General features: G+C 46.2%; 15 protein-coding genes. 5 read left to right on the top strand and 10 right to left on the bottom strand.

Translation table 11 applies throughout. The features are described 5' to 3' along the window. Positions 1–63 precede the first annotated feature (63 nt). A complete protein-coding gene (locus J3A84_RS09670; RefSeq protein ID WP_207599823.1) occupies positions 64–2,217 on the top strand; it encodes a DNA topoisomerase III in 2,154 nt (717 codons plus the stop codon). Positions 2,218–2,332: 115 nt separating this feature from the next. After that, positions 2,333–2,770 carry a hypothetical protein gene (locus tag J3A84_RS09675; protein WP_207599824.1) on the top strand — a complete coding sequence of 146 codons (438 nt, stop codon included), beginning with the start codon at positions 2,333–2,335 and terminating at the stop codon, positions 2,768–2,770. Positions 2,771–2,867: 97 nt separating this feature from the next. On the opposite strand, the gene J3A84_RS09680 is transcribed toward J3A84_RS09675, so the two are convergent. Then, on the bottom strand, positions 2,868–4,049 hold the full coding sequence (locus J3A84_RS09680) for an amidohydrolase (protein ID WP_207599825.1): 1,182 nt from the start codon (positions 4,047–4,049) through the stop codon (positions 2,868–2,870). Between the two features lie 183 nt (positions 4,050–4,232). On the opposite strand from J3A84_RS09680, the gene J3A84_RS09685 reads away from it, so the two are divergent. Further along, on the top strand, positions 4,233–4,616 hold the full coding sequence (locus J3A84_RS09685) for a DUF302 domain-containing protein (protein ID WP_207599826.1): 384 nt from the start codon (positions 4,233–4,235) through the stop codon (positions 4,614–4,616). Positions 4,617–4,730: 114 nt separating this feature from the next. Here J3A84_RS09685 and J3A84_RS15470 read toward each other — a convergent pair whose 3' ends face one another. The 5 genes from J3A84_RS15470 to J3A84_RS09710 all read right to left on the bottom strand — a co-directional run bounded on the left by J3A84_RS15470 (position 4,731) and on the right by J3A84_RS09710 (position 8,170). Next, complete coding sequence (locus J3A84_RS15470) at positions 4,731–5,333, bottom strand: 4Fe-4S binding protein (protein WP_207599827.1); 603 nt, start codon at positions 5,331–5,333, stop codon at positions 4,731–4,733. Positions 5,334–5,388: 55 nt separating this feature from the next. Continuing rightward, entirely contained in the window at positions 5,389–5,592 is a 204-nt protein-coding gene (locus J3A84_RS09695; protein ID WP_242694141.1) for a DUF6132 family protein, read from the bottom strand. A 90-nt stretch (positions 5,593–5,682) separates the two neighbouring features. Continuing rightward, positions 5,683–6,327 carry a protein disulfide oxidoreductase gene (gene pdo, locus J3A84_RS09700; protein ID WP_207599828.1) on the bottom strand — a complete coding sequence of 215 codons (645 nt, stop codon included), beginning with the start codon at positions 6,325–6,327 and terminating at the stop codon, positions 5,683–5,685. Positions 6,328–6,381: 54 nt separating this feature from the next. Continuing rightward, a complete protein-coding gene (locus J3A84_RS09705) occupies positions 6,382–7,374 on the bottom strand; it encodes an NAD(P)/FAD-dependent oxidoreductase (protein WP_242694142.1) in 993 nt (330 codons plus the stop codon). Between the two features lie 88 nt (positions 7,375–7,462). Then, positions 7,463–8,170: a transposase gene (locus J3A84_RS09710; protein WP_207599829.1), complete on the bottom strand. Its 708-nt coding sequence runs from the start codon at positions 8,168–8,170 to the stop codon at positions 7,463–7,465. 150 nt (positions 8,171–8,320) lie between these two features. Between J3A84_RS09710 and J3A84_RS09715 the strand changes: the two genes are divergently transcribed. Beyond that, the gene (locus J3A84_RS09715) at positions 8,321–9,067 is read left to right on the top strand and encodes an N-acetylmuramoyl-L-alanine amidase (RefSeq protein WP_207599998.1); all 747 of its coding nucleotides are present in this window, start codon (positions 8,321–8,323) and stop codon (positions 9,065–9,067) included. Positions 9,068–9,087: 20 nt separating this feature from the next. Here the strand turns inward: J3A84_RS09715 and J3A84_RS09720 are convergent, their stop codons facing one another. Next, positions 9,088–9,267 (bottom strand): DUF4177 domain-containing protein, encoded by a 180-nt coding sequence (locus tag J3A84_RS09720; RefSeq protein WP_207599830.1) that lies wholly within the window; start codon positions 9,265–9,267, stop codon positions 9,088–9,090. An 89-nt stretch (positions 9,268–9,356) separates the two neighbouring features. After that, complete coding sequence (locus J3A84_RS09725) at positions 9,357–9,494, bottom strand: hypothetical protein (RefSeq protein WP_207599831.1); 138 nt, start codon at positions 9,492–9,494, stop codon at positions 9,357–9,359. A gap of 500 nt (positions 9,495–9,994) precedes the next feature. Here J3A84_RS09725 and J3A84_RS09730 point away from each other — a divergent pair, with 500 nt between their 5' ends. Continuing rightward, positions 9,995–12,022, top strand: a complete 2,028-nt coding sequence (locus J3A84_RS09730) for a thioredoxin domain-containing protein (RefSeq protein WP_242694143.1) — start codon at positions 9,995–9,997, stop codon at positions 12,020–12,022. 117 nt (positions 12,023–12,139) lie between these two features. On the opposite strand, the gene J3A84_RS09735 is transcribed toward J3A84_RS09730, so the two are convergent. Together J3A84_RS09735 and J3A84_RS09740 are read right to left on the bottom strand one after the other, a co-directional pair. Then, on the bottom strand, positions 12,140–13,486 hold the full coding sequence (locus J3A84_RS09735) for a DUF4179 domain-containing protein (protein ID WP_207599833.1): 1,347 nt from the start codon (positions 13,484–13,486) through the stop codon (positions 12,140–12,142). Next, positions 13,470–13,991, bottom strand: a complete 522-nt coding sequence (locus J3A84_RS09740; RefSeq protein WP_207599834.1) for a sigma-70 family RNA polymerase sigma factor — start codon at positions 13,989–13,991, stop codon at positions 13,470–13,472. Before J3A84_RS09740 ends, J3A84_RS09735 begins: the two co-directional genes overlap by 17 nt. Positions 13,992–14,101: the final 110 nt, after the last annotated feature.

A 14,101-nucleotide genomic window follows, 5' to 3' on the forward strand; every position in this document is an offset into this window, starting at 1 on the left:
TATGATATTTGAAGCGCATTTTGATTGAAAAGACCATGCAGGAAATGGCAAGAAGGAGAGAAGATGAGCAAAGTTTTAGTGCTGGCTGAGAAACCCTCAGTAGGAAAAGATATAGGAAAAGCCCTGGGCATCCATGGCGGGAAAGACGGATTCATGGAAGGGAAGGATTATGTCATCACCTGGGCCATGGGCCATCTGGTGACCCTGGCTGCACCCGAGGAATACAGACCGGAGTACAAGGAGTGGAAGATGGAGCTACTGCCCATGCTTCCGGAGAAGATGAAGCTTTCGGTCATCGGAAGAAGTGCGAAGCAGTATAATACGGTGAAGCATCTCATGAACAGAAGCGACATCAAAGAGATCGTCATCGCCACGGATGCAGGACGAGAAGGAGAACTGGTGGCCAGATGGATCATCTACAAGGCAGGAGTCAGAAAGCCCATGAAGAGGCTCTGGATCTCTTCTGTCACAGAAAAGGCCATCAAGGATGGCTTCCGGAACCTGAAGGATGCGAGAAACTACGAGAATCTCTATAAGTCCGCAGAAGCCAGAAGCAAGGCGGACTGGATCGTAGGTATCAATGCCACCCGTGCTCTGACAGTGAAGCATAATGCGCAGCTTTCACTGGGACGTGTGCAGACACCGACCCTTGGTATTGTAAAAACCAGGGAAGAGGAAATCAGAGGCTTCAAGCCTGTCTCCTATCACACCATAAAGGTGAAGGCAGGTGGCGTATACTTCCACCATGAAGGTGGAAGAATCTTTAGAGAAGAGGAAGCCAGAAAGAAGCATAAGTCACTGGAGGGAAAGAAGCTTCTCGTCACCGATGTGAAGACCACGGAGAAGAGAAAGGATGCACCCCTTCTGTACGACCTTACAGAGCTTCAGAGAGACGCCAGTAATCTATACGGGCTGAGTCCCAAAGAGACCTTAAACACCATGCAGGCCCTCTATGAAAGGCATAAGGTGCTGACCTATCCGAGAACGGATTCCAGATATCTGACGAAAGACATGACGGCAACTTTAGCAGACCGCGTAAAGGCATCGGCCAAGGGGGACCTGACCAACATCGGCAGAGAGATCCTGAGAAAAGGAATCAAAGAGAAGAAGAGCTTCGTCAATGATCAGAAAGTGTCCGACCATCATGCCATCATTCCGACGGAAGAATCCGTGGTTTTAAGTACCCTGACGGATAAGGAAAGGAAGATCTATCTTCTGGTTGTGAAGAGATTCCTCAGTGTGCTCATGGACCCTTATGTCTATAAGGAAATGGTTGTAACGGGGATCATAGGAGAGGAAATCTTCAGGAATAAATCCAAGGTCACCGTCAGTCAGGGCTACAGATCTCTCTTGAAGGAACAGGATGAGGAAGAAATCGAAGAAAGAGAAACCCTCTTCAAAAAAGGAGACCAGCTGTCCCTGGAAAAGGTCTATCTGGAAGAAGGCAAAACCAAGCCGCCAGCCTACTTCACCGATGCGACCCTACTCTCCGCCATGGAGAATCCCGTGAAGTACATGGAATCAGACGACAAGAAGCTGGAAGCGATACTGAAGGAAACCAGTGGTCTGGGTACGGTGGCGACAAGAGCGGACATCATAGAAAAGCTCTTTTCCTCCTTTGTGCTGGAAAAAAGAGGGAAGGAAATCCATATCACGGAAAAAGGAAGACAGCTTCTGGATCTTGCGCCGGAAGAGCTGACTTCTCCTGAAATGACAGCCCGATGGGAATCCAAACTGGAGAGGATCAAAAACGGACAGCTGAAAGAGGAAACCTTCATCAAAGAAATGGAGGAGTACACAAAGAAGATCATCACGGAGATCAAGACCTCCAAGAAGACCTTCCGTCATGACAATATGACCGGGCAGAAGTGCCCGACCTGCGGAAAGAATCTGCTGGAAGTGAAGGGGAAAAAGTCCACCATGCTGGTCTGTCAGGACAGAGAGTGCGGCTTCAGAAAAACCTTAAGCAGCCAGTCCAATGCAAGGTGTCCTGAATGCAAGAAGAAGATGGAGCTTGTGGGTGAGGGAGAAGGAAAGTACTTCAAATGCAAGTGCGGCTACAGAGAAAAGCTCACAGCCTTCCAGGCGAGAAGAGAAAAGGAAGGCACAGCCATGAGAAAGGGTGAAGTGAAGCAGTATCTGAGTAAGATCAACAAGGAAAATGATGAACCGCTGAACTCCGCCTTAAGTGATGCGCTGAAGGATCTGTTCAAATAGGCACAGAGGTAAAGTAAATAGCTGCAGATGTATTGCGAACATAGTGCATATAATATAATATGAGTATGTAAATAATACATGATGAATAGATGAAGGGTGCTATAGGAGGATGAAATTGAAGAAGAACAGAAAACTGATGATGGGTATGTTGATGGTGATTCTAGTGACTTCTGTTGGCATTTCCATCTTTCAGAGCTACAAGGTAAGCGTATATGAAAGAGAACTGACGGATGTTGTAAGAAAACATCTGCAGAGCTTTGCAGCCAATGCGGGACAGGTGGAAGGTAAGAGAATCTATGCGGAGCAGTATGCGAACATCACCGCTGCCCAGGAAGCCTATATCGTACTGAGTGAAAAGAGCGCTTATGACGAAAGAGAGTGGGAAGAAAGTCTTCCGGGTCTTTTTCTGAAGCTGAAGCAGGTCATGGTCAATGATGAGGAAAAATTCAGGGAAGCGTTTTCTGACACGGGTGGAAGAAGGCTGATGTTTGATATTTCAGATGACTTTGAGGATCATGAATCCATCAGAAAAGTGTATGAACTTCTGAACTGATGCATCGGAACAGAAATGAAATAGGAAGACAATCAAAAGGGAGCTTATCAGATGATAGGCTCCCTTTTTGGTATAAGCAGATGATGAAACTGATGTGCTAGAGCGACCTGCTTCTTTCGAGATAACTTACGGCATACTCGGCATAAAGCAGCGCACCGTTAATAAGCGCATCCTCATCGATGTCGAAGTGGTCATTGTGATGGGCAAGATCCGTCTTCTTCTCTTTGTTTCCGGACCCGATGAAGGCGAAGCAGCCAGGCTTCTTTTCCAGGTAGAAGGCAAAGTCTTCTCCACCAGTGGTCTTTTCCATAAGGACGACATTTTCTTTCCCCATGATCTTTTCTGCAGCTTCCCGGGCGATCTCTGAGGAGGTTTCCTCATTATGCACCGGAGGCAGATTATGAATGTAGGTCAGCTCTGCTTCTGCGCTGTAGAGAGAGGCCGTGTGCTCCATGACTCTTCTTACAGAGCCTTCAATGGTGTCTCCGATCTCTTTTCTGAAATACCTGACCGTGCCTTCCAGCTCTGCCTCACCGGAAATGACGTTGAAGGCTGTGCCACTGTGAATGGAACCCACAGAGACCACAAGGGGGTCCAGAGGGCTGTATTCCCGGCTCACAATGGTCTGGAAGTTCATGACCATGGCAGAAGCCACCACCACGGCATCCACCGTCTGATGGGGCATGGAGCCATGTCCTGATAGCCCTTTGATGCTGATACTGAACCGGTCCGTGGCAGCCATTCGCTCTCCTGCTTCCACGGAGACCTTTCCTGTGGGCAGGCCAGACCAGATATGGGCTCCGAAAACGTTGTCGGTTTGTTCGTACCAGTCGCCTGTCTCAATGAGAATCTTTGCACCCAGTCCGATCTCTTCGGCAGGCTGAAAAAGAAGATGGACGGTGCCATGAATCTCATCTTTTGAATCCATAAGCATCTTTGCAGCCGTAAGTAGAATGGACATATGGGCGTCATGGCCGCAGGCATGCATTCTTCCTTCTGACTGGGACCTGTAGGGGACATCATTTTTCTGAGTGATCTTCAGGGCATCCATATCGCTTCGAAGGGCGACGGTTTTTCCCGGATGTTTTCCTTCTATGGTGGCGATGAGCCCCGTGGGATTTGCCTTGATGTAAGGTATCCCCAGCTTATCCAGTTCTTGGGCGATGAAGGCTGTAGTCTCCACCTCTTCCATACTCAGTTCCGGATGCTGATGAAGATATCTTCGTAGGGATACGATCTCGTCTTTGTAGCGTTCTTTCAGGACTTTTCTATTCAGCATGTTGTGCCTCCAATATACTCTATTTTCAGACTATTCTAAAGGAAGCTGGATAGCCTGTCAATGAACTTCTAAACAGATTGTGAAGAGAAGTATACAAAACATGAACATTAGGGAGAATGCCTTGAAACTTATACCCCCTAGTGGTATATTCGGTGTAAGAATATAAACTTTGGAGGAAATGAAATGATTGTATATGAAAAGAAGACAGAGAAAAGTTTCGATGTGGCGCTGGAGGATCTCAAGAAGGCACTGGCGGAGCGTAAGTTCGGTGTCCTGTGGGAAATGAACTTCAAAGATAAGCTTCAGGAAAAGGGATTAGATTTCAACAAGAATTTCAAAGTCATGGAAGTTTGTAATCCGCCTAAAGCGAAGGTGGTTCTGGATCGGCATCTGGAAGCGGGCTATATGCTGCCCTGCAAGATGGTGGTTTACGAGAAGGAAGACGGAGTACGCATCGGCATGATGAAACCCACAAGCCTTGCCGGAATCATGGAAGGCATGGAGCTGGATGATGTGGCCATGGAAGTGGAAGAGATTCTCACGGAAGCCATTGAAGCTGCTATATAGGGAAGTATTCTTCTCCTCAAATGAACAGTAAAGTGATAAAAAGGAAGTCAGAAGCCATTAATCAGCTTCTGACTTCCTTTTCATCGGGAAACATATATATAAATGAGTGGAAAACTAGGATGCTTTCCGCTGGGTGGAAGGGCCGGGTGAGCGCTTCCTGTTCTCCATGATATAGATGTCGGAAATGGTGTTCACCGGACAAATGGTGCACCATGTTCTCGGTTTATATAGATAGGACAGGGAAAGCCCTATAAGGGTAGTTGTCATCATCATGGAAAACATGCGGAAAGCAAAATGAGTGATCCACACAGGTATACCACTTAGGGTAATCAGCTGCGGGAATGCAACCGAGATGGGCAGCAGGATCAGAAATCTCGGAATGAGCATGGGTGCCATGTTGCCCAGAGCCACCTGAAGGGTGGACATGAGGGCGATCATCAGACTGATTCCGAAATAAATCAGAACCACATTCTTGACATTTCCTTTAATGAAGGACATGGGGGTAACCTTGCCTTTCTTCTTTCTCATTTTTCCTAAGGTCATGTACAGATTCGATCTCGGGCAGTATCCCTGACACCAGGTTTTCTTCTTGTCTCGCTGAAGAAGAACCATGGGAATGGTCATGCAGATGACGCCAAGTATCGCAAAATGGATGTTTACAAAGGACAGGCCGAAGAAGGCCAGGGTGATCAGATATAAATATTTATGATTTTTCACGTGTTACCTCACTGATGCATTTTTCTTTTGTTTATTGTTTTATGTTAGGCTTTGTCTAAAAAGTTGAACCAAGCAGGGTACCCACTACGGATCCGTATAGAATGGAACGCCAAGGGTTAGAGGATATGGGGCAGGTTCCATCGCAACCGATGAAATAATAATAGAGATAACCTGCAAGTCCTCCGATGACGATGCCAAGGGCAATCTTCATGATTCTCTTTCTCCTTCTGGTTTCTTTTGAAGTGTTTGTATTCTCCATAAGTTCTCCTTCTCTGCAGATGAAGAAAAGGATGGCTGATTGTCATCCTTGTTTCCTCATGTATGTAAGGGAAGTGTATTTGTTATCGTATTATGCGATGCTTTCTATGGTGTTCAGGAATTCCTGGATTGGCTGGTTTCCAAGCAGATCATGTTCATCGTTGATGACGATCTTTGGCACACCGGATACGTTGTGCTTCATGGACAGTTCGCCGAAGGTTTCCGCTTCGATCATTTCCGCATCGATGAATGGATTCATCAGAGCAAGCTTATGGGCCTTCTGCACTGCACCTGGGCAATGAGGACAGCTCAGTGTGATGAACACCTTGATGTTGATGGGCTTACTGATCTTCTTGATTCTTTCTTCCAGTTCTGCAGGCATTTCACTTTCATTTCCTGATACTTCAAGGATTGCAGGGATGAAGGAGTTGATCTCGTGACCAGCAGGAATTCCGTTGAACTTCACGCCCTTGTATTCCTTGTTCCCGTCCAGCATAACGATGGATGGTACCATGGCTACGTTGTACTTCTTCGCAAGTTCGGCATCCTTGTTGATGTCATACTGCACCAGATGAATCTTGTCACTGAGCTCTTCCACTTCCTGCATGTAGGCCAGTGTCTCCGCACATGTTGGGCATTCGCCTTCCTTGGTGAACAGTGCGATGGTCACATCGCCCTTCATTTCCTGGAATATTTCCTTTAACTGTCCCTGGATTTCTTCATTAAACATTTTCATTATTTCTTTACCTCCATAAAGTGTGTTGTGTGGTGTATATTTTAATTTTAATAATTAACTGATTTTCTGTGCATTCAGGTATTCGCTGACGGCAAGAGCCGCCTTGGCTCCATCGCTGGCTGCGATGACGATCTGTTTGTAGGGAAGCGTCGTCACATCGCCTGCGGCGAAAACACCGTCGAGATTTGTGTGATTCTTCTCGTCCACAATGATTTCATTGAAGTCATTCAGCTTCAAATGATCTCTAAAGGGTCCCAGATTCGGTACATGACCGATTTCTATGAATAGACCGTCTGCGAAAAGTTCATGTTCGCTGTTCTTCTTCTTATCGAGTACGCGGATGCCTTTCATGGCGTCCTCCCCGAAGATTTCGAGAATCTGTGTTTCCAGATGCACGGTGATATTGGGATTGGCATAGAGCTTCTCCACAAGGATATTGTCTGCTCTCAACTGGCTTCTGTGTACTAAGGTCACAGACTTTACAACTTTTGCAACATCTATTGCCGCTTCAACAGCGGAGTTTCCTCCACCAGCTATGAGTACATCTTTTCCTTTGAACAGGGGTGCATCGCATATGGCGCAGTAGGCCACGCCTTTCCCGGCGTAGGTATCTTCACCTTTGACATCGAGATGTCTGGGATTGGAACCTGTTGCCACAAGAATGGTCTTTGCCCTGAAGATTTCTCCGGAATAGAGGGTCAGAAGATGGATGTCACCGTCTTTGCCGTACTGCACGACTTCACTGTCGTCTTTGATGGGCACTTCCAGTGTCTCCACATGGGCCAGAAACTCTTCGGCCATGGTTTCTCCGCTCATCTCTTTGGTTCCCAGATAATTCTCCACCGTGGAAGTGTCAAGAAGAAGGCCTCCCTTTCTCTTGGTGATGATGCCGACTTCCAGTCCTTTACGCTTCGCATAAAGCGCTGCATTAAGGCCTGCAGGTCCGCCGCCGACCACAAGCAGATCATAGGTCTTGTCCATATCCAGCTGATTTTTGTTCATTATTCCGAGTCCTTTTTTCAGATCTACCTGAAAAGAAAATGACATGTTAACCCTCCTGTCGTACTGTTCTCCCATTTCATGAGGGGACAGAACTTGAATTGATGATTTAAATAAAAGGCATGTTGCCATGCGTTTATTTTGCACATTCTGTGTTTAAGATTTTGCAGATGCTTGATTCGGAGAGTCCTCCGAACAGAATGCCCAGCTCCTTCAGTGAGAGGGAAGAGTTCTTTCTGAATTTCAGAATCAGATTGTTTCGAAGATCCTTCTGTCTGAAGAGTTCCTTCAGCGAAAGACCTGCTTCTTCTGAAACCTCGAAAAGTCTTTTCTGCGCCTCCTCGATGCTGTCGATGCAGTTTCTGCATTCCTCTGGATCCTTCGTCTCCTTAAGACCAGCAATGGGGGATACCCAATCCAGTCTTAATGGGGTTTCGGGATCGTAGATGCAGTAGCTGTTCCACTGCGTTTCCTGAGCCGCTCCCTTATCGTGAAGCTTCTCCACAACATCCAGTGTGCTTTCCGCATTCTTTAAAAGGGTGCTTTTATATCGGTCTCTGAAAATCGGTTCATCCAGATCTAGATACATGGCGTATCCGATGTTGATGCTTTTCATGACCTTGCTCATATCTGCACCGTTCAGGTCCATGACCAGGTGATAGGCATTATCTGACAGAAGACAGTAGGCATACAGTTTAAACTGATATTTTGCCTGAGCACGTCTTAGAATTTCAAGAAAATGCGCCCGGTCTTCCTCTTTTTCAAACAACTCTCTTTTCACCCCACCGGACTGTGTGATATGAAATGTTCCGTATGGATCTTTTATTCGAGCTTGCCTTGCCACTTGTTTCACCGCCTTACAAAAAGTATGATAACATAGCTTCCGATAAAATTCAAGTACCGTCCCCAAAAATTTAATGCTTTTTCAGAAAAGGATGCATAAGTAGGTAATAGAAGGCTTTGAGGCTTTTAAGGAAGAAGGAGTGTGCTTAGTATGAGAAAACCTGGAATTTATCTTTCACCCAGCAGGCAGCCAAAGAACATCTATGCAGTAGAAAGTACCAATGAGGAGAAGGAAATGGTTGCCGTATCGGAAATCATCCGGGACATCCTGGCAAAGGAGTACAGTTATCCGGTACATCAGGCAACCCTTTCCCTAGACATCGGAAAAGAGGGAAGACCCAGAGAGGCTGAAAGAAAAGAGTGCAGCATCTATCTGGCCATCCATTCCAATGCGGGCGGAAAGGGGAAGGCCAGAGGTGCAGTGGCTCTTTATCATCCGAAGAGTGAAGAGTCGAAGATGCTCGGGACCTATCTTGCCGAGGAGCTCAACAGAATCTGCCCTTACAAGAGCAACCGTGCGCAGACCCTGGTGAACGGGATGGAGGCTTTTAACGGGAAAGGATACGGAGAGATCCGTGCGCCCTATGAGCTGGGCATGATTCCTGTACTCATGGAGACGAATTTTCATGATCATCCGGACATCGCCAGATGGATCATTGATCATAAACAGGAGATCGCCAGAGCCTATGTGAAGGGTATTGCCAGGTTTCTATCATTAAAGCCTGCAGAGGAGGGAGCGGAAGAGAAAAAGGCAGTGGAGAATCATAAGGCTCTGCAGGAAGAAGGGGATAAGCTCTACAGAGTTCAGGTAGGGGCCTTCAGAAAAAAAGAAAATGCGGAGATTCTTCTCGCGCGTCTATATAATGAAGGGTTTGATGGATTCATCCATTTTTCGTGAGATGGATTTCGTTTTTCCGGTTACTCCTCTTTTTCGAAAACCAGATCCACTTCCTTGATGACACCATAGCCGACGAACTTGGCAGGAATAGCGGTTACAAACCGCCAGCCCTCTTTGCTGTGCTGATCAATAAGCTGCTTGTAGTCTGATTCACTGAAGAGACCTCCGGTGGTTGCCCTGACATACATGTATTTATACATAGATGCGTCCTCCTGTTTGGATCTTGTTATCTTTTCCATGACTTTTCAGATGTTTTCCTCAGCACTGCATTTCTTAGCGCTAACCGATATCAGCTGTTTCTCCTGATGTAGGTTTTCAGTGCGTTCGCGAGAATCACCAGGGTGTAGATGGCGACAATTCTCAGCGTGACTTCCAGAAACATGAGTAGGAGACTGAGATAACCGGCGTTGACAAGTCCTAAGTTCATAGTATATTCCTCCTTTTGCATATATCAAATAATCCTTTGTGTATGTTAATAGAATAACATAAGATAATAAATTATACTATGGAACAGAAATAATATGATTTTTGGCAATAAAAAAGCCTCTTCTGGTGTAGGGAAGAGGTTTTTTTATAAATGTGTTAGGGAGATACACTTATGAAAAATAGGTTTGTTGGCACCTATTTGTTAATAGTTTAACATTATTTGAACGTGAAGTAAACCACTATTTTGAAAATATTTTTAGGATTCAAGGGGAAATCTACTGATTAAGCCAATCTCATAGAAAGGAATCATAGAAAATCCGGCAATATTCTGATAATTTTTTAACGATAAAATTCGCGAAATCCTATGAGATTCTAAGCCGATGGTCATTTCTTCAAAGGGAAACAGTCTGGTCAAGATCTTCTCATAATTTGTACAAATTCATAGGGTATGATGAAAGATAAGAATATAGATAAGGAAGGAAGCAGATTATGGATGATGGAATGAACAGATTGAAAAGTGAGCAGTCTCCCTATCTTCTCCAGCATGCAGAAAATCCTGTGGACTGGTATCCCTTTGGAGAAGAGGCCTTTGAAGAGGCGAAGCGAAAAGACAGACCCGTATTTCTTTCCATCGGGTATTCCAGCTGTCACTGGTGTCATGTGATGCGGGAAGAGTCCTTTGAAGATGAAGAAGTGGCAGAGATTCTGAATCGCTATTTCATCTCTGTGAAGGTGGACCGGGAGGAAAGGCCGGACGTGGACCATGTTTACATGAGTTTCTGTCAGGCCATGACGGGGCATGGCGGCTGGCCCATGACCATTCTCATGACAGGAGAAGGAAAGCCCTTCTATGCGGCCACCTATCTGCCCAGGGAGTCCAGGCAAGGCCAGTTGGGTCTGAAGGAGCTGCTTCTTGAAATTCATCGATTGTGGGTGGAGGAAAGAGAGAAGATTGTCTCTTCTTCCGAGTATGCTGTTAAGGCAGTGAAAGAGGCTCTAAACGAGAAAAAGGAAGGAGACCTTTCTTCGGATGTTTTCAGGAAGGGATATCTTTCCTTGAAGAATGCATATGATGAAGTTCATGGGGGATTCTACATCGCCCCCAAGTTTCCGGTTCCCCATCATCTTCTGTATCTACTGAGATACTGGCATAAGGAGAAGGAGCCGGATGCCCTGGAGATGGTGGAGAAAAGTCTTCTGGGTATGTATCAGGGAGGCATCTTCGATCATCTGGGCTATGGATTTTCAAGATATACTGTAGATGAAAGATGGCTGGTGCCTCATTTCGAGAAGATGCTTTATGATAATGCCCTGCTTCTTAGCGTCTATACGGAAACCTATCAGGCTTCGGGAAAGAGAATCTACAAGGAAATCGCTGAAAAGATCATAGCCTACATAGATCGCGTCATGACAACGCCGGAAGGAGCCTTCTACTCGGCGGAAGATGCGGACAGTGAAGGAGAAGAAGGGAAGTTCTATCTCTTCACCAGGGAAGAAGTCCTGGAAGTGCTGGGTGAAGAGGATGGTGCATGGTTTTCAGAGGTCTACGGCATCACCTCCTCCGGCAATTTCGAAGGAAAGAACATCCTGAATCTTCTTCATCACAGTCTGGAGGCGCTGGAGAAAGAGGAGGATGAAAAGCTCGTCAGACTGCGAAGGAAACTCTTTGCCTACAGGGAGAAAAGAGTAAAACCGGGTAAAGATGATAAGATCCTCTCTTCCTGGAACGGACTGATGATTTCCGCTCTGGCCTATGCCGGTAAAGTATTTCAGAAGGAGGAGTATGTACTTCGCGCAGAGAAAGCCCTTCGGTTCATGATGGACCACATAACGGACGAAGAAGGAAACCTCTATGCTTCCTACAGGGAAAGAAGAAGCATGCATAAGGGGTTTCTGGACAGCTACGCTTTCCTTCTTTATGGCGTCCTGTCTCTTCAGGAAGCGACCCTTCGGAACCGCTATCTTCATCTGGCGGAGCAGCTGGCAGGAGATATGGTGGAGGAATTTTATGACAAAGAGAGTGGGCTCTTCAGGCTCAATGGAAAAGGTCATGAGAAGCTGGTGCTGGAAGCGGAAGACATTCATGATTCTGCACTGCCTTCAGGAAATTCCATGGCAGCAGCTTCCATGGGGAAGCTCTGGAGTCTCACGGGAAAGGAAAAATACAAAGCGATACTCGAAAAGACTTTCAACGTCCTGGGCGGAGAAATCATGGAAGACACTATGGGATTCAGTTTTCTTCTTACTGCCTACCGAACTCTATCAGATGGACCCAAGGAAGTGGTCCTTTCAGGAAAGCTGGAAGAGAAGCCGCTTCGTGAGATGAAGCACAGCCTTGCAGCAATATATCTTCCGGAATACACCGTGGTGCATCATGATCCGAAGAGGAAGGATAGAGACGGTGAACTGTTTTCCTTCTGGAGAGAACCGGAAGAGGGAAAAGGCACGGCCTATGTCTGCAGGGACTTCACCTGCAGTATGGGGATTCATGATGCGAAAGCCCTTCTTAAACACCTGAGAGAAGGATGATTTCAAAGAAAAGAATCAGAACCCTGCAAAAAGAGACTGTATAAATTATTATGACATAAAGGAAAGGCTCATGATCCGGTGAATTCCGGTTCATGAGCCTTTCAGGTTATCTGCCCGCTAGTTTCCAACTGGTATCGGAATGAGAATGGGTTCTTCCAGTGTATACTCTGGACCTGAGGTCAGGATAAATTCCAGTTCTTCATAATCCGCTTCTTCAATATGGTAAAGATGAAACTGCTCCGTATCGGTGCTTCGATAAGCTTCTTTCAGGATTTCCACACTATGGCCCTGATCGGATATGAAAGCGAATGGAGAGTAGGGATAACGCTCGGATGTTTTGAAGGTGAAAATCAGTTCTCCATCCATATGCTCTACATCACTGAGCTCGATGCCTTCGGTCTCGGGCGTCAGGGTCCTGGCATCCAGGTCTACTTTGATTTCGCGTTCCTCTTCTCGGATGATCGTATAGCGGTCAATACTGATGCTTCTGGACTTGGGTGGATCAAAATAATCACTTCTGATATGGATGGTTTCTGTTTTGGTGCCATCAACGGTCTGTGAGAGGTAGGCATAGCTGCCCAAAGAGGATTTGACACCATCTTCCAGAAGAGAGAGTCTCAGGTTCATATCCGCATCATTTTCTTCCGAAAATTCAAATGTGATTTCCGAACGGACCGGATAGCTCACCATTTCCTTGAATAGAATCTTCTGTCCTTCGATGATGATTTCCTCGTTGAGTGGGTAGGTGACTGGTTTTCGGAACTCATCCAGGGATAGGTCAAACTGGAAGGAGTCGATGGAGAGGGGACGCTGCAGATACTGGTCCTCATTGCTGTACCTGGTGAGGGACAAGGAGAGAGTGAACGCCTTCGGAAGTTCCTTCACTTCGGGATATCCAGGGAGGTTTCGATCCACAAACTCCATGGATACGGAGAGGAGTGGATCCTGTCCTTTCGTGTAGCTGCCGCTGAAACTTAAGAATCCGCTGGCGATGAAATCATCAGTGGAAAGATCCCTCAGATGATCAATACTGATATCATAGCGTTCATTCTCAGAGAGCTCCAGATTCTCAGGCATTTCAAGAAACAGAACAAGGTTTTTGGAATCGGCGATGACGTAGGGGAGCTTCAGCTCCAGATCTCCGTTTTCGGATTTGAGATTCACATACTGGATGTTTCTGTTCTCCACTGCGCTTTTCAGGGATTTATTGTACATGACCAGTTCCGAAATCCTGGAAAGGATGGGAATGTCTGCCATGGTGCGAGCGAATACAACGCTGGTGTTCATGAGAATCACAAAGAGAAGCGCAGCTGCGGTTGTGGGTATGCTAGAGAAGAGCAGTCTCTTCTTTCTTTTTTCTTTCCTGATTCTCAGCGCCAGTCTGTCTGTGGACTGATAGAGTTCTTCAGGATAATCTGCAGATTCTGTAAGGTAATCATTCCAGTTTTCATGACTTTTTTTCATAGATTTTTTCTCCTTCCTTCTCCATCAGCTCAATTCTCAGGATGGATAATGCTTTTCTGGCCCTGGAGGATACCGTTCCGTCGGGAATGCCCAGAAACTCCGCTGTTTCCCGGATGGTCATGTCCGCAAAATAGCGGAGTATGATGACCTGGCGAAGATCCTCAGGAAGGGACTGAAGGGCGAGCTTCGTACTTAGAGAAATGGGTTCTTCTCTTGCATCGACCACATCCGGTGGTATTTCATAAAAGGAAAGATGGTCTCTTTTTCTGAGCATCCGGTAGCATTCGTTGATGAGAATCCTGGTGAGCCAGGTTTTCGCATAGTCCGGCTCTTTCACGGTCTTTCGTTTGGCATAACCAAGATAGATGGCTTCGTCGATGGCTTCCAGAGCTTCCGCTTCATTTCCCAGATATCCATAGGCGATGCGATACATGGTTTCTCTGTACTGCTCAATCAGTCTGATATAGGCATCCTTCTCGATGCCTTTTCTGTTAAAATAGCCCATTTTTCGCCTCCTTTACCTATTAGAGTATCCAGGACCGGTTTTTCATTACGGAATCTGAAAAAATTCATGAAAAATCTGAAATTTTTTTATATTAGATGACAGAGATCTAT

Origin of the sequence: Proteiniclasticum aestuarii, assembly GCF_017368455.1 — a bacterium.
Classification (GTDB): Bacteria; Bacillota; Clostridia; order Clostridiales; family Clostridiaceae; genus Proteiniclasticum; species Proteiniclasticum aestuarii.

What these genes read in the sequence shown, in the direction of transcription:
- J3A84_RS09670 (WP_207599823.1), top strand. Translation starts at nt 64, where the DNA reads ATGAGCAAAGTTTTAGTGCTGGCTGAGAAACCCTCAGTAGGAAAAGAT.
- J3A84_RS09680 (WP_207599825.1), bottom strand. Translation starts at nt 4,049, where the DNA reads ATGCTGAATAGAAAAGTCCTGAAAGAACGCTACAAAGACGAGATCGTA.
- J3A84_RS09685 (WP_207599826.1), top strand. Translation starts at nt 4,233, where the DNA reads ATGATTGTATATGAAAAGAAGACAGAGAAAAGTTTCGATGTGGCGCTG.
- J3A84_RS09695 (WP_242694141.1), bottom strand. Translation starts at nt 5,592, where the DNA reads ATGGAGAATACAAACACTTCAAAAGAAACCAGAAGGAGAAAGAGAATC.
- pdo (WP_207599828.1), bottom strand. Translation starts at nt 6,327, where the DNA reads ATGAAAATGTTTAATGAAGAAATCCAGGGACAGTTAAAGGAAATATTC.
- J3A84_RS09705 (WP_242694142.1), bottom strand. Translation starts at nt 7,374, where the DNA reads ATGTCATTTTCTTTTCAGGTAGATCTGAAAAAAGGACTCGGAATAATG.
- J3A84_RS09715 (WP_207599998.1), top strand. Translation starts at nt 8,321, where the DNA reads ATGAGAAAACCTGGAATTTATCTTTCACCCAGCAGGCAGCCAAAGAAC.
- J3A84_RS09720 (WP_207599830.1), bottom strand. Translation starts at nt 9,267, where the DNA reads ATGTATAAATACATGTATGTCAGGGCAACCACCGGAGGTCTCTTCAGT.
- J3A84_RS09725 (WP_207599831.1), bottom strand. Translation starts at nt 9,494, where the DNA reads ATGAACTTAGGACTTGTCAACGCCGGTTATCTCAGTCTCCTACTCATG.
- J3A84_RS09730 (WP_242694143.1), top strand. Translation starts at nt 9,995, where the DNA reads ATGAACAGATTGAAAAGTGAGCAGTCTCCCTATCTTCTCCAGCATGCA.
- J3A84_RS09735 (WP_207599833.1), bottom strand. Translation starts at nt 13,486, where the DNA reads ATGAAAAAAAGTCATGAAAACTGGAATGATTACCTTACAGAATCTGCA.
- J3A84_RS09740 (WP_207599834.1), bottom strand. Translation starts at nt 13,991, where the DNA reads ATGGGCTATTTTAACAGAAAAGGCATCGAGAAGGATGCCTATATCAGA.